Below are 15,819 nucleotides of genomic sequence, written 5' to 3' on the forward strand. Positions count from 1 at the left end.
ACACCTTCACTCTTTCTTGTAAGACTCGTGACTATCACCTGGCGCGAGCCCGCCGCTGTACACCACGCATTGCGTTGACTTGGCAAAGCCAACCAGCAAACAGCGATACTGACGAGCCAACTGCACAGCCAAAGCGGTTGGCGCAGACAGTGCGATCAGCGCGCTTCCGCCACAGATTGCGACTTTTTGCACCATTTCATAACTGGCACGACTGGTGGTCAGCACCCAATGCTGCCGCCAAAATGTCGAGAAATCATACCGCTGCCGCAACAGACTACCGATCAATTTATCGAGTGCGTTATGCCGACCCACATCTTCACGCACACATAAGACTTGCCCCTGCTGGTCGACGATCGCCGTCGCATGGGTGGCACCGGTTAATTGCTGCAGGGGCTGCTGCGCACGCAGACCCGACAATGCCATTTCAATTGCTTTTAGAGAGACTGCCACGCCAGGCTCCTCCGCTGGCTTGAGTGGTTTAAACACTTGCTGCAACCGTTCAGCACCGCATAATCCACAGCCGGTGCGGCCGGTTAAGTTGCGACGTTGGGCTTTCAACGCTGCAAACTGTTCCGCTGCCAAGGAAATATGCAATTCAATGCCTTGCAATTGTCCATCGGCATGAAACAAAGCTTGGCTATCTACGCCATAAATTTGCCCACGCGCAGAAATAATGCCCTCGGTGAATGAAAAGCCGTAAGCAAAGTCTTCAAGGTCAGCCGGCGTGGCCAGCATCACGACATGCGAAATCCCATTGTAGACCAGCGCAATCGGCACTTCTTGCGCCACTGCATCATCCACATCGTTAGGCGCTGCATCTTGCCAGCGGGCAACCGTCAGCCTAGTGACGGCCTGCTGCGCATCCATGGGTGCCCACTCGCTGCTGTCGGACACCACACACACATCGGCGTCACCCAAATCCGCTACCATCAAGAAGCAACCGTGCTCGGGTCCATGCCGGACAACTCCACTTGCGTGTCACTAAATGAACGATATTGCTTTTGCCAATCCGACAATTGATTCACTTTTGACACTTGCACCGCAGTCACTTTGTACTCGGGGCAATTGGTCGCCCAATCTGAGTTATCGGTCGTAATCACATTCGCGCCAGACTCCGGATGATGGAACGTGGTATAGACCACGCCAGGCTGTACCCGGTCGGTAATTTTAGCGCGTAATACGGTTTGACCCGCGCGGCTGGATATGCCGACCCAATCACCGTCGACCAGACCGCGGTCTTCCGCATCGTGCGGATGGATCTCGATCAGGTCTTCGTGGTGCCATGCCACATTTTGAGTGCGTCGTGTCTGCGCGCCAACGTTGTACTGGGACAAAATACGGCCAGTGGTCAGAATGAGTGGGAATTTCTGATTCACGCGCTCTGTGGTCGGCACATACTGCGTGATAAAGAACTTACCTTTGCCACGCACAAAACCATCCACGTGCATGGTTGGCGTGCCCTGCGGCGCTTCATCGTTACAAGGCCACTGGATACTCCCCAGCTCGTCGAGTTTTTTGAAGCTGACACCGGAGAACGTCGGCGTCAATGCCGCGATTTCATCCATAATTTCGCTAGCATGCGCATACTGCATTGGGTATCCCAGCGCTGCCGAGAATTTAGCCGTGATCTCCCAATCTTCTAAACCAGCCTCTTGAGGACCCTCTTCACGCAGGCCGTTTTTGGGCGTCATCACTCTGCGCACAGGCGAGATTCGGCGCTCCGCATTGGTAAATGTCCCGCTCTTCTCAAGGAAAGAGGCCCCAGGGAAAAACACATGCGCAAATTTGGCTGTTTCGTTCAAGAACAAGTCTTGCACAATCACGCACTCCATACTTTCAAGTGCATGCGTCACATGTTGCGTATCTGGGTCTGACTGTGCGATATCCTCACCGACACAATACAAAGCCTTAAAGCTGCCTTCAGTGGCGAGGTCTAACATGTTGGGGATACGTAAGCCGGGGTCTGCACTCAGTGGCACCCCCCACGCTTGCTCAAACTGGGCACGCGTCACATCATCAGACACATGGCGATAGCCAGGGAACTCATGTGGCATAGAGCCCATATCGCATGAGCCTTGCACGTTATTTTGACCACGCAGCGGGTTTATCCCCACACCCTCACGCCCGACATTGCCGGTGGCCATGGCCAGATTGGCAATCCCCATTACGGCGGTAGAGCCTTGGCTATGTTCAGTGACCCCGAGGCCATAATAAATGGCGGCATTGCCACCGGTTGCATACAGGCGTGCCGCGGCACGCACCTCTGCTGCTGGCACGCCTAAGGCTTCTTCGAGCGCTTCGGGTGAGTTTTCAGCTTTCGCTGCGAAATCTCGCCACGCCACAAACGAATCCCATTCGCATCGTTCTTGCACAAATGCTTCTTGCACCAAGCCCTCAGTCACAATCACATGCGAGATCGCAGACACCATGGCGACATTGGTACCAGGACGCAATTTTAAGTGGTAATCCGCACGCAGATGCGGCGAATTGGCTACCAGATCAATCTCACGTGGATCAACCACAATCAGTTTCGCGCCTTCGCGCAAGCGACGTTTCATGATGGAGCCAAAGACAGGGTGACCATCCGTTGGGTTAGCCCCCATGACAAAAATCACATCAGACTTCATCACTGAGTCAAAGGTCTGCGTGCCCGCCGACTCACCAATCGTTTGCTTCAAGCCATAGCCAGTCGGGCTATGGCAGACACGGGCACAAGTGTCGACGTTGTTCACACCGAACACCGCACGCACCAATTTTTGTGTCACATAAACTTCTTCGTTGGTGCAACGGCTAGAAGTGATGCCGCCCACGGCTTCTTTACCGTATTGCTGTTGAATACGTAAGATCTCAGCGGCGGCGTAGTTAAATGCTTCATCCCAGCCGACTTTTTGCCAAGGATCGTGAATGCTTTTGCGAATCATCGGCGTTGTGATGCGATCCGCATGGGTAGCATAACCCCAGGCAAAACGGCCTTTGACACAGCTATGACCGTGATTGGCGCCACCTTCTTTGCTGGGCGTCATGCGCACCACTTGCTCGCCTTTCATTTCCGCATCAAAGCTACACCCTACGCCGCAATACGCGCAGGTCGTGGTTACTTTATGCTCAGGGGTCCCCGCCTCAATCACGGTTTTTTCCATTAAAGTGGCGGTGGGGCAAGCTTGCACGCAGGCACCGCAAGAAACACATTCAGAGTCTAGAAAGTCTTTACCGCCTGCCGACACCTTGCTGTCAAAACCACGGCCTTGAATCGTCAATGCAAACGTGCCTTGGGTCTCTTCACATGCCCGCACACAACGTGAGCAGACGATACATTTAGAAGCATCAAAGGTGAAATAAGGGTTGGATTCATCTTTGGTTTGCCCAAGGTGGTTTTCGCCTTCGTAGCCATAGCGAACCTCCCGCAGACCAACCGCCCCTGCCATGTCTTGTAACTCGCAATCGCCATTTGCGCTGCAAGTCAGACAATCTAATGGGTGGTCTGAGATATACAATTCCATCACGCCGCGGCGAACATCCGCCAGTTTTGGCGTTTGCGTTTTCACTTTTAGTCCGGGCGCCACGGGGGTAGTGCATGACGCGGGATATCCTCTGCGCCCTTCAATTTCAACCAGACACAAACGGCAAGAACCAAAAGGCTCTAATGAGTCAGTCGCACACAGCTTGGGCACGGTCACCCCGCCTAGCTGCGCCGCATGCATGATCGAAGTGCCTTCAGGCACCGTGACCTCCACGCCATCAATATTAAGTGTTACCAAAGTGGTACTGTCCGACTTTGGCGTACCGTAATCCTTTTCGGGATCATATTTGGGTGTCTGTGGTTGCGAAGAGCTGTATTTGATGTCATCCATCGTGTCATCCTTTGCTGCCCTAGGCAGCGGCTTCTTTGTTACTAAGACCAAAATCTTCAGGGAAATGATTCAAAGCACTTAATACTGGGTAAGGCGTCATGCCGCCCAGTGCGCACAATGAGCCATTGAGCATGGTGTCGGACAAGTCCCGCAGCAAATGTACATTTTTTGCATGGTTATTGCCTGCGACAATCTTGTCCATCACCTCGACCCCACGCGTCGAACCAATCCGGCACGGGGTACATTTGCCGCAACTCTCTTCTGCACAAAATTCAAAGGCATAACGCGCCATTTTGGCCATGTCGACACTGTCATCAAACGCGACAATGCCACCATGGCCCAGCACTGCCCATATCTTGGCAAAAGCTTCATAATCCAGCGGCGTATCAAATTGGCTCTCAGGCAGGTAAGCCCCTAAAGGACCGCCTACCTGCACTGCGCGAATCGGACGACCGCTGGCAGAGCCTCCGCCAAAGTCGTATAACAGCTCACGCAAGGTCGCGCCAAAGGCCAGTTCGACCAGACCCGTTTGTTTTAAATTGCCAGCCAGTTGAATCGGCAAAGTGCCACGTGAGCGGCCCATGCCATAATCGGCATAGAACTGCGCGCCTTTATCCAAAATAATTGGCACGGTGGCCAGTGAGATCACATTGTTGACGATGGTTGGTTTACCAAACAAACCTTCAATCGCTGGCAGGGGGGGTTTAAAACGCACCAAGCCACGTTTGCCTTCAAGACTTTCTAATAACGAGGTTTCTTCACCACAGACGTAGGCGCCAGCCGCGCGCCTAACTTCGAGATGAAACGTATGGCCGGAACCTAGAATGTTTTCACCGAGATAGCCAGCTAAATTCGCTTTTCGGATTGCTTCATTGAGGGTTTTCTGTGCATGCGGATACTCGCTGCGCAAATAAATATAGCCCTGTGTTGCGCCAACTGCGATCGCCGCAATCGTCATGCCCTCAATCAACACGAAGGGATCGTCTTCCATGATCATTCGGTCTGAATAAGTGCCTGAATCGCCTTCATCGGCGTTACAAACCACATACTTTTGTTCGGCGGGCGCATTGAGGACGGTGTTCCATTTGATGCCGGTGGGGAATGCCGCGCCACCACGGCCACGCAAGCCTGAGTCAGTGACGACTTTAACGATGTCGGCGCCTGATAAGGCAAGCGCTTTGCTTAGCCCCTGATAACCATCATGTGCAAGATAATCTTCGAGCGAGCGCGGGTCAGTGATGCCGACACGGGCAAACGTTAAACGCTGCTGCTTTTTCAACCAGCTGAGCGCATCGGTAAGCCCTAGGTATAAAGGATGTTGTTGTGCTCGGTCTGACAAGGCATGAATAAAGTCAGCCTCGAATAAACTGGCGACATCTTTTGGCTGCACTGGACCAAAAGCGACCCGACCTTGCGTGGTCTCGACCTCAATCAGTGGCTCCAACCAGAATAAGCCGCGTGAGCCATTGCGTACCAATTCAATGTCTATCCCGCGCGCTTGGGCTTCTTGCACCACTCTTTGCGCAGTGCGCTCAGCACCCAAGGACAGCGCGGTGGAGTCGATCGGCACATACACTTTAACCATGACACACCTCTGCAATCAACTCAGTAACCTTCTGCGTACTCATGCGACCGTAGACTTCGTCATCAAGCATGACCGCAGGCGAACACGCACAGTTACCCAAACAATACACCGGTAACAACGTGAGATTGCCATCCGCTGTGGTTTGGTGATAATCCACCCCCAGTGTCGCTTTCAGCGCTGCCTCCAGTTTTTCTGAACCCATGGCCTGACAAGATTCGGCGCGACACACTTGCAACACATGCTTGCCAACCGGGTGGGTGCGGAAATGATGATAGAAAGTGACTACGCCATGCACCTCGGCCACAGAAAGGGCGAGGGCTTTCGCGATCTCAGGATACACCGCTTCGGGCACATAGCCTACATCATCCTGAATGGCGTGCAGTAAGGGCAAGAGCCCACCTGGCACATGCTGATGTGCTTGAATATGCGACTGTATTTGCGCATGTTGCGCATGACTTAATGTGTTATCCAAACCGACCTCACATCTTAACTAGTTACAATTTAGTTACATTCTATCACCATCAAATCATATCCTCTATTTATACCTTGTGAAAGCATGAAAAGGGCATAAAATACTGATTAGTTTAAATAATCATGACAGCAATGCAAACCATGCGCTCCGTACCTTCACAGCTTATCGACCAGTTTGGCCGGCGGGTGGACTACATCCGGCTATCGATTACCGATCGCTGCGATTTCCGTTGCCAGTACTGTATGGCAGAGGACATGACCTTTTTACCGCGTGAGGCCGTTTTGTCACTCGAAGAATGCGCGCGTCTGGTTAAATTGTTTGTCCGCATGGGGGTCACGAAAGTTCGCATCACCGGCGGTGAACCTTTGGTGCGTAAAAATGCCATGTGGTTATTTGAAGAAATCGGTCACCTCCCCGGTCTAGACTCGTGTGTACTTACCACCAACGGTAGCCAACTAGACAAATATGCCGTAGCACTGAAGGCGGCGGGCGTTAAACGGATCAACATTTCCATCGACAGCTTGCAAGCAGACCGCTTTAAAACCATCACCCGTGTTGGCGAGTTGTCAAAAGTCCTCAGCGGACTGGACGCAGCGCGCGCCGCGGGCTTCGATAATCTGAAAATCAACACCGTACTGATGCGTGGGATCAATGATGATGAGGCGGAAGATTTAGTCAATTTTGCGCTGCAAAAACAGGTCGACATTAGTTTTATCGAAGAAATGCCGCTGGGTGAAGTCAATCACCTGCGTGAAGACAGTTGCGTCAGCAATACAGAGACGCTGGCCTTATTAAAAAGTAAGTTCTCACTCACTGCCAGCACCCACCATACTGGCGGCCCCGCCCGTTATTGGCAGGTAAACGGTCACCTGACAAAAATCGGCTTTATTTCGCCGCACAGCCACAATTTTTGCGAAAGTTGCAATCGCGTTCGTATCACCTGCCAAGGCGAGTTGTTTCTCTGCTTAGGGCAAGATCATCAGGTGAACTTGATGCCATTATTGCGTGAGCATCCAGACGATGATCAGCCGCTGGTAGATGCGATTTTGCATGGCATGCGCATCAAACCCAAAGGACACGACTTTGATTTGCGACGCACAGCACCCGCTGTCGTGCGCTTCATGTCGCACACGGGTGGCTAATGCAAATTACCGCAGTGATATTGGCAGGCGGCCGCGGGCTGCGCATGGGTGGCGCCGACAAAGGTCTGATTGACTATCAAGGCAGACCGATGGTCGCCCACGTGCTGGAACGCATTCAACCGCAAGTTGACCATGTAGTGATTAATGCGAACCGTCATCTTGATCAATACCAAGCGTTCGGTGTGCCGGTGATCCCTGACGCGAACGATCAGTTTGACGGGCCACTGGCTGGCATGCAAGCCGGCATGCATCATGCCACCACCGAATGGATACTCAGCGTCCCCTGTGACGCGCCTTTATTACCCACGGACTTAGTGAGTCGCCTACGTCAAGCGATTACCACCGCACAAGCCATTCATGCAGCGCCGTCCATGCTGGCGATTGCGCGTAGCGCCAGTGGTACGCACCCGGTATTTTGCTTAATGCCACGCAAGCTTAGTGGCGATCTGGATCAATTTCTGCAGCAGGGGCAGCGTAAAGTCAGCGCCTGGCAAGCCCTGCACCCCCATGTATTCGTGAGCTTTGAAGACGAGCAAGCATTCACTAACATCAACCACCTGCCATCGTAACGATTATGAACAAACAAGACCTTCTGCAACAATTGGTAAGAGACCCCTCATGTGCAGACGACTATGACCCGAACGCCATGTCGGTCACGCAGGCACGCCAATATATCCAGCAGTTTCTGTCTCCTTTGCAGGCCACCGAAACCGTGACGATCAAGCAGTCCCTCGGTCGCATTCTCGCGACCCCAGTCATCTCGAGCATGAATGTCCCAGCCTACGACAACTCAGCGATGGATGGTTTTGGCTTCCGTCACGCAGAAGCCTCCCAAGCACTGAAAATCGCTGGGACCGCATTTGCCGGCAGGCCGTTTGAAGGGCACGTGCCAACAAATGCTTGCATTAAAATCATGACCGGAGCGCCGATCCCGCCGGATGTCGATACCGTGGTCATGCAAGAGCACACCACGCGCGAAGCAGATCTCATTACTTTATCAAGCGTGCCCGGCATTGGCGCCAACATTCGACACATAGGCGAAGATATTGCCAAAGGGCAAACGGTGCTGACCCGTGGGCATCAAATCAAACCGGCCGATATGGGTTTACTCGCATCACTGGGGATTGCAGAAATTCAGGTGTATCGACGCTTAAAGGTGGCCTTTTTCAGTACTGGCGACGAGCTGGTCAGCGTGGGCACCCCGCTGCAGTCTGGCCAGATTTACGACAGTAACCGTTATAGTCTGTGGGGTATGTTACAGGCCTTAGCGTTGGAACCCCATGATCTTGGCAATGTGGCGGACGATCCGGCAGCATTAGAGCAGATGCTGTTAACCGCTGCCGCGTCACATGATGTGGTCATTACTAGTGGCGGCGTTTCGGTGGGTGAAGCTGACTTTATGAAGCAGTTACTGGCAAAACATGGCCAAGTATTGTTCTGGAAAATTAATATGAAACCGGGCCGTCCGCTGGCGTATGGCAAAATCGGTCAATCACAATACTTCGGATTGCCCGGCAATCCGGTATCGACCATGGTAACGTTTTATCAGTTTGTGCAAGCAGCACTGCTGCACCTCATGGGAGCAAGCCCCACAGTACCTCCTACCTTTAAAGTGGAATGCATCAGCCCAATTAAAAAAGCAACCGGACGCACGGAGTTTCAGCGCGGCATTTTATTTAAAGACGGCGAAGACTGGAAAGTGAAAACCACTGGTGAACAAGGCTCCGGTATTTTGAGTAGCATGAGTCAGGCGAATTGCTTTATTGTGTTAGACGATCAAACCGGCGCTGTGCCAGCGGGCGCAATGGTCGAAGTCCAACCGTTTGGCGGTGTTTGCTAAGCGCTGACGCGCACTGCCGCTGGCGCGAACCATAAAAAATAGCTTATAGTGTCGGCTCGCGTTGGGGGTTAATCATAAAGGTGTTGGCGTGCAAGCCGTTTTAAAAGAATCTAAACAGTTTAGTCATTTATTGGAGTGGTGCCTGATCGCCTCATTGCTTCTGCATGCCGCTATCATGTTTACAATGCCCAAGCCAGACTACGATTTGCCGCCACCCAAAAAGCAAGAAATCCGCATCGAACTGGTGAAACAAACGCCACCAGCGACCTCAAGCTTACCGGAACCTACCCCTACTCCGCCTGCGCCGACCAAACCTCAACCAACCCCGCCGCAGCCCCAACCCGTGAAGCCAACGCCCAAGCCAGTCGAGCCAACGCCTGTGGTGCCACAAAAACCGTCTACCAGACAAGAGCAGCCCACTGAAGCGCGACCAGTGGTAGACACGCCAGCCCCGGCTGTCATTGCAGCCAAACCAACAGTGGCGGAATCAAAACCTGAAATGGTGGTACCGGTGGCTGCGCCCCCTGCCCCCCCACCTGAGCCGGTGAAAGCATCTGGCCCAAGTGAGGGCGACATCGAGGCTGCCCGTAATGCATTTAAAGAAGCGGCGCAGCGCGAAATTCAAAAAAATCTTCGCTATCCAAGAATCGCGCTTGAACGCGGGATTGAGGGAGTTACCCACTTGCACATCAGCTTTGACGATCACGGCAATATCACAAACATTGAAGTCACCGAATCCAGTGGCAACAAGGCCTTGGATGAAGCAGCCATTGCCACCGTCAAAAAATCCCAATTCAAAGCATTATTTAACGACATTTTGCGTGGCAGATTAAAGTCCACCAACGTGCCCGTCAGCTTTAAGCTAGACAGCTAAGCCACAATGTTTTTAAAACGTAAACGTTTAGCGGAGAACGCATTCGCGCTGCACGACAAGCCGCTCAGACAGTTACTGCTGTTTCATGACCTGTATTTTATCGCCCTCATCGTGTTGGCAGTGGCCAGTGGCGGCTATGGTATTTACCTGTGGGATAAAGCCTCTAAGCAGTCGCAACGCATCAATATTGTGATTCAGGAAATTTATCTGGTGCGTGGCGACCTCTATCGTCAAACCAAAGAACTATTCGACGCGTTTTTCTTGCAAGAAGAAAATGCGCTGTATGAATATAATCAATACACCACCTCGATTCTTGTCCATCTAGAACGTTTACAAAACATCGCCATCGATCAAGAAGAGCGCGATGCGCTGATGGATATTGAGCGTAAATACCGAAGCTTGGTGAACGAAGCACCCGCCTTGTTCTACCGCTATCAAAACAACCCTGACCGCAAAGCACAAAAATCCATCTATCAAGACATCGAAACCGGCATCTTCAGGCATTACGAAGAGGTGTCCAAACGTGCCGAGTATCTATTATTGGTCAAACAAGGTGAAATCAAACATCGCTTAGATGAAGCCAGAAGCAATTCAATAGCAGTGCTATCCATGCCTTTATTGCTTGCTTGCATCCTGATTGTGTATTCAAGGCGCATTCTTAAAAACTCGATCGTCAGGCCGATCAATGACATCATGCAAGCCACCACTGCGATCAGTACCGGCAACTTGACTCACCAAGTGCCCGAGGCGGGCGCAGAAGAACTGGCGGTGCTGTCGCGCGAAATTAACAAAATGGCCGAAGACCTCGCGGCCAGCCGTGACGCCTTGGTCAAAAGTGAAAAGCAAGCGGCCTTAGGCTTACTGGTGCCGATGCTCGCGCACAACATTCGCAACCCACTGGCGAGCATTCGTGCCACCGCACAAGTCATCGACGACCCGCTGTTAGATAAAGAAACTCTGGAGTCGATTCAAGGCATTATCCATACCGTGGACCGACTCGAGCGCTGGACTGGCAGCTTATTGTCCTATCTGCACCCGATCAAACCGATGCTGAATCAGTTGTTACTCTCGTCGATCGTGCAGGGCGCGATCACGACGTTGCAACCTAAGCTGAATGAAAAGCACATCAAGATCACTGAAAACAGTGCGACAATCAAACGCCTGGTGTTGACGGATGAACATTTGTTAGAACAAATGCTTTATAACCTGTTGCTGAACGCCTCAGAGGCCTCAGCAAAGAATGCCGAAATTCAGTTGCATTGCGCCTTGTTAGACCATGTGTTGACCTTGGTCATCATCGACCAAGGACCGGGCATGCCATTTAAGCCGGAACCACATGCACTGACGCCGGGTCCGACCACCAAGCGATTTGGGACGGGCCTTGGTATTCCATTTGCCTTCAAGGTGTGCGAAGAGCTGGGCGGTGCCATGTCATTTGATAGTCAACCGGGCCAGGGCACCCGAATCACCATCTCGCTGCCACAATAAAGCCAGCCACAAGATTTTTCGTTTTGTGCTTGCTTAATTTTGTGTTTTTATCAACAATGTAACCAAGTGATTGTCATGACTACTATGCTTAACTCACCTGCTCCGGATCTCATCTTACCTGCCACCTCTGGCCTTGAATTTAATAGCAAAGACTATTTAGGTAAGTTCGTTGTGCTCTATTTTTATCCCAAAGACGCTACCCCTGGCTGCACTACGCAAGGCATGCAGTTTCGTGACATGCATGCGCAGTTTGTGGCAGCGGATGCTGTCGTCTTTGGTATTTCACGCGATAGCCTCAAATCGCATGAAAACTTCAAAGCCAAGTACAGTTTTCCATTTGAGTTGATTTCTGACGGCGAAGAGATCGCCTGTCAGGCGTTTAACGTAATCAAAATGAAAAATATGTATGGAAAACAAGTACGTGGCATTGAACGCAGTACATTTTTGGTCAATCCACAAGGCATCATCGTCCGCGAATGGCGTGGTGTCAAAGTCGATGGTCATGCCGCTGAAGTATATGCCAGCATTCAGTCTTCCCACTCGTAAAGTGATCTTTTATGGCCAGTGCTCCACACACCAAACTGTTTGTTCTTGATACCAACGTTTTGATGCACGACCCGTCGTCGCTGTTCAGATTTGAAGAGCACGATGTTTATTTGCCCATGGTGACATTAGAGGAACTGGACAATAACAAAAAGGGGCTGACTGAAGTCGCCCGCAATGCACGGCAGGCCAGCCGGTTTCTAGAAGAGATCATGGGTGGCAATGAGACAGCACATCTTGAAGATGGCTGTCCTTTGGCCATTCAAGGCAATCGACATTTAACCGGCAAACTATTTTTTCAGACGGAGCATGTGCCTACGGACTTGCCTGGTCTGGCTGGCAGCAAAGCGGATAACCAGATTATCAGCGTCGTATTGGCGCTTAAAAAACAACACGCCAATCGCAACGTCATTCTCGTTAGTAAAGACATTAACATCCGCATTAAAGCACGGGCTATGGGTGTGGCGGCCGAGGATTACTTCAACGATAAAGTGCTTGAAGACAGCGACATGCTGTATACCGGTTTGCGTGAACTACCAGAAGACTTTTGGGACGCGCATAGTAAAGACATGCACTCCTGGCAAGAGTCAGGCCGGATGTTTTATAGAATCAATGGTCCGATTGTCAAGTCTCTACTGGTCAATGAATTTGTGTTTTATGAGTTCAACAAACCTTTCCATGCCATCGTCCGTAAAATTGAAGACAATACTGCGGTGCTTGAGATCATTCAAGATCATCAAAATCCAAAACATAGCATTTGGGGAATCACCGCGCGTAACCGTGAACAAAATTTTGCCCTCAACTTGTTGATGGATCCTGACATTGACTTTGTCACCCTGCTTGGCCAAGCCGGCACCGGCAAAACCTTGTTAACACTGGCGGCGGCCTTGACGCAAACCCTAGATAAAAAACGTTATTCAGAGATCATCATGACGCGGGTGACGGTGCCTGTGGGTGAAGATATTGGATTCTTGCCAGGCACAGAAGAAGAGAAAATGGCGCCTTGGATGGGGGCGTTAGAAGACAACCTCGATGTATTAAACAAAACGGATGAAGATGTTGGTGAGTGGGGGCGGGCTGCCACGCAGGACCTGATCCGCACCCGCATCAAAATCAAGTCGCTTAACTTTATGCGCGGCCGGACTTTTCTCAATAAGTTTTTAATCATCGACGAAGCGCAAAACCTGACGCCCAAGCAAATGAAAACACTGATTACGCGTGCAGGTCCCGGGACCAAGGTCGTCTGTTTAGGCAATATTGCCCAAATTGATACGCCCTACCTGACCGAAGGTAGCTCAGGTCTGACTTATGTCGTCGACCGATTTAAAAACTGGTCGCACAATGGCCATATCACCCTGGTCCGCGGCGAACGCTCCCGTTTGGCCGATTTTGCTGCCGAGGTCCTGTAGACACTGTCTGCTTGCATGTTATGGTCAAAGGCTTTTATACCTTACTGATTGCCCAGTTTCTCTCGGCAATCGCTGATAATGCGCTCTTATTTGCCGCGATTGCGTTGCTTGCAAAGCTCAATGCCCCCAGTTGGCATGAACCGCTGCTTAGAGAGTTCTTTGTCATTTCTTACATCATCCTCGCGCCATTTGTCGGCCCTTTTGCCGATGCGTTACCAAAGGGCCGTGTGATGTTTTTAAGTAACGGTCTGAAATTCATTGGCTGTTTAATGGCATTGGTCGGTGTACCGCCACTGTACGCCTATGCCATGGTGGGGGTAGGTGCTGCGGCCTATTCCCCAGCCAAATACGGCATTCTCACCGAAATGCTACCGTCGAGCTTACTGATCAAAGCGAACGCTTGGATGGAAGGCACCACGGTCACCGCCATTATTCTGGGGCCAGTACTAGGCTCGACCTTGTCAGCAAATAACCCATACACCGGCATTGCCTTCATCATGGTGCTTTATTTAATGGCGGCTGGCTTTAACTATTACATTCCTAAAGTACCTATTGATCACAAGGTGGAGCAAAAAAACCTGCAATTTTTACTGAAGGATTTCTGGCACGCTTTTGTGACGTTATGGAAGGATCCGCAAGGCCAAGTATCATTGGCGGTGACGACTTTATTCTGGGGGGCTGGGGCGACCTTGCAATTTGTTGTGCTGCAATGGGCTGATGTCAGATTAGGATTTTCACAACAACAAGCAACTTACTTGATTGCCATTCTGGCGGTGGGTATCGCGGCGGGCTCGATCATTGCCTCGCGCTATGTAGAGCTTGAAAACGCCGTAAAAGTATTACCCGCAGGCATTTATATGGGGATTTTGGTCATCAGTATGATGCTGATTCACAGCCCTGTGCTGGCAGGCATTTTATTGTTCGTCATTGGCGTACTATCCGGCTATTTTTTGGTGCCACTCAACTCATTGTTGCAGCATCGGGGGCACCATCTATTAGGCGCTGGCCACTCGATTGCCGTACAAAATTTTAATGAAAATATCGGTATTTTATTGCTCTTAGGCGCCTATACCTGGATGGTCGGCGCAAAGCTAGACATCAATACCATTGTCGCGATTTTTGGCGTATTCATTATTGTCAGTATGTCGCTGATCACGATACTTTATCGAAAACAAATTCAACGCTAATCAGCATCAACTATCAAAAAGGGCGCTTAAAGCGCCCTTTTTGACTCACAAACCTATTCAAACTAGTGCAGCTTGACGTGAGGCTCAGTTCGTCTGGAGATAATGCGTCCGATGGTATGCACAATCACCGCGAAAATACCATGCAACGCCATCAAGTGCATTTTATACAATGAACGATACATCACACGTGCAAACAAGCCTTGGATGTACATGCTACCGCCAGCCACCGCGCCCATCAAACTGCCTACGGTCGAATATTTGCCAAGGTTTACCAGTGAACCGTAATCCGTGTAGTGGAACTCAGGCAGTTGCGCTTTACCTGCCACACGCGCTTTCACTGTTTTAACCAATAAGGAGGACTGCTGGTGCGCCGCTTGGGCGCGTGGTGGCACTGTAGCATCATGACCCAGCCATGGACATGCCGCACAATCGCCAAAGGCAAAAATGTTGGTATCACGCGTCGTTTGCAAGTGCTGATTCACCACCAATTGATTGATGCGATTGGTTTCCAAGCCATCAATATCTTTTAGAAAGTCTGGCGCCTTGATGCCTGCCGCCCACACCACCAATTCTGCAGGAATCGTGCGGCCACTATGCGTCGTGATCCCCTTGGCCGACACCTCAGTCACACGCTCGCCGGTGAATACATTGACGCGTAATTTACGTAATTCAACATCAACGGCATAAGACAACTTGGCAGGCAGTGCAGGCAAAATACGATCACTCGCCTCAATGAGTGAGATTTTGACGTCGCGATCTGGATCAATCTTATCCAGACCATACGCCGTCAATTCACGTGTCGTATTGTGTAATTCTGCCGCCAGTTCTACACCAGTTGCTCCGGCTCCTACAATTGCTACTTCCAGTTGCCCTGGTTTTAAGGATTCTGGTTGTGTCTGTGCGCGCAATAATGCGTTGTGTAAATAACGATGGAATTTTTGCGCTTGTTCTTGCGTATCCAACGCCATGGAATACTCTCGCGCACCGTTAATACCAAAGTCATTGGTGGTGCTACCCACGGCGATGATGAGGGTATCGTATTTGAATGAACGACGCGCAATAATCTCGTTACCATCCTCATCATACACAGGCGCCAACAACACCTCACGTGTGTTGCGGTTTAAGCCATCCATACGACCCAAACGGAATTTGAAATGATGCCAATGTGCTTGTGCTAAATATTCGAGCTCATGGCGGTCTGGATCCATGCTGCCTGCAGCAATTTCATGCAGCAATGGTTTCCAGACATGGGTTCGTGTGGCATCAATCAGGGTGATGCTGGCTTTCTTTTTTTTACCCAAAGAATCACCTAATTTAGTCGCCAACTCGAGCCCACCGGCGCCGCCACCTACAATGATGACATGGTGTAAATTATTTTCGTCTGCCACACTTTATCCTTCAATAAAAAAGCGCGCCTGCCGTACTGCC

13 protein-coding genes are annotated in these 15,819 nt (G+C 51.0%); 8 read left to right on the plus strand and 5 right to left on the minus strand.

Annotated features, from left to right (window positions below):
• Positions 1 to 6 precede the first annotated feature (6 nt).
• From fdhD to FIT99_RS10810, 4 genes are read right to left on the minus strand one after another with little or no spacing between them, the layout of a single operon-like run.
• Positions 7 to 930, minus strand: coding sequence for a formate dehydrogenase accessory sulfurtransferase FdhD (fdhD, locus tag FIT99_RS10795; protein WP_140004747.1), 924 nt, complete (start codon positions 928 to 930; stop codon positions 7 to 9).
• Positions 930 to 3,851 carry a formate dehydrogenase subunit alpha gene (gene fdhF / locus FIT99_RS10800; RefSeq protein WP_140004288.1) on the minus strand — a complete coding sequence of 974 codons (2,922 nt, stop codon included), beginning with the start codon at positions 3,849 to 3,851 and terminating at the stop codon, positions 930 to 932. Before fdhF ends, fdhD begins: the two co-directional genes overlap by 1 nt.
• Before the next feature lie 19 nt (positions 3,852 to 3,870).
• Positions 3,871 to 5,436: a formate dehydrogenase beta subunit gene (locus FIT99_RS10805; protein WP_140004289.1), complete on the minus strand. Its 1,566-nt coding sequence runs from the start codon at positions 5,434 to 5,436 to the stop codon at positions 3,871 to 3,873.
• A complete protein-coding gene (locus tag FIT99_RS10810; RefSeq protein WP_140004290.1) occupies positions 5,429 to 5,908 on the minus strand; it encodes a formate dehydrogenase subunit gamma in 480 nt (159 codons plus the stop codon). The genes FIT99_RS10805 and FIT99_RS10810 overlap by 8 nt, the downstream gene beginning before the upstream one ends.
• Before the next feature lie 140 nt (positions 5,909 to 6,048).
• On the opposite strand from FIT99_RS10810, the gene moaA reads away from it, so the two are divergent.
• From moaA to lplT, 8 genes are all read left to right on the plus strand, one after another.
• On the plus strand, positions 6,049 to 7,050 hold the full coding sequence (moaA, locus tag FIT99_RS10815; RefSeq protein WP_396652212.1) for a GTP 3',8-cyclase MoaA: 1,002 nt from the start codon (positions 6,049 to 6,051) through the stop codon (positions 7,048 to 7,050).
• Positions 7,050 to 7,619 (plus strand): molybdenum cofactor guanylyltransferase MobA, encoded by a 570-nt coding sequence (mobA, locus tag FIT99_RS10820; protein ID WP_140004291.1) that lies wholly within the window; start codon positions 7,050 to 7,052, stop codon positions 7,617 to 7,619. Before moaA ends, mobA begins: the two co-directional genes overlap by 1 nt.
• A 5-nt stretch (positions 7,620 to 7,624) precedes the next feature.
• Positions 7,625 to 8,890 carry a molybdopterin molybdotransferase MoeA gene (gene moeA, locus FIT99_RS10825; RefSeq protein ID WP_140004292.1) on the plus strand — a complete coding sequence of 422 codons (1,266 nt, stop codon included), beginning with the start codon at positions 7,625 to 7,627 and terminating at the stop codon, positions 8,888 to 8,890.
• Positions 8,891 to 8,978: 88 nt separating this feature from the next.
• Entirely contained in the window at positions 8,979 to 9,764 is a 786-nt protein-coding gene (locus FIT99_RS10830; RefSeq protein ID WP_140004293.1) for an energy transducer TonB, read from the plus strand.
• A 6-nt stretch (positions 9,765 to 9,770) separates the two neighbouring features.
• Entirely contained in the window at positions 9,771 to 11,252 is a 1,482-nt protein-coding gene (locus tag FIT99_RS10835) for a sensor histidine kinase (protein ID WP_140004294.1), read from the plus strand.
• Positions 11,253 to 11,336: 84 nt separating this feature from the next.
• The gene (locus FIT99_RS10840; RefSeq protein ID WP_140004749.1) at positions 11,337 to 11,798 is read left to right on the plus strand and encodes a peroxiredoxin; all 462 of its coding nucleotides are present in this window, start codon (positions 11,337 to 11,339) and stop codon (positions 11,796 to 11,798) included.
• 11 nt (positions 11,799 to 11,809) lie between these two features.
• Positions 11,810 to 13,204: a PhoH family protein gene (locus FIT99_RS10845; protein WP_140004295.1), complete on the plus strand. Its 1,395-nt coding sequence runs from the start codon at positions 11,810 to 11,812 to the stop codon at positions 13,202 to 13,204.
• A gap of 20 nt (positions 13,205 to 13,224) precedes the next feature.
• Positions 13,225 to 14,391: a lysophospholipid transporter LplT gene (gene lplT, locus FIT99_RS10850; protein WP_140004296.1), complete on the plus strand. Its 1,167-nt coding sequence runs from the start codon at positions 13,225 to 13,227 to the stop codon at positions 14,389 to 14,391.
• A 62-nt stretch (positions 14,392 to 14,453) separates the two neighbouring features.
• On the opposite strand, the gene FIT99_RS10855 is transcribed toward lplT, so the two are convergent.
• Positions 14,454 to 15,779, minus strand: coding sequence for an NAD(P)/FAD-dependent oxidoreductase (locus FIT99_RS10855; protein ID WP_140004297.1), 1,326 nt, complete (start codon positions 15,777 to 15,779; stop codon positions 14,454 to 14,456).
• Positions 15,780 to 15,819 lie beyond the last annotated feature (40 nt).

This window comes from Methylophilus medardicus (assembly GCF_006363955.1).
GTDB classification, from domain to species: Bacteria; Pseudomonadota; Gammaproteobacteria; order Burkholderiales; family Methylophilaceae; genus Methylophilus; species Methylophilus medardensis.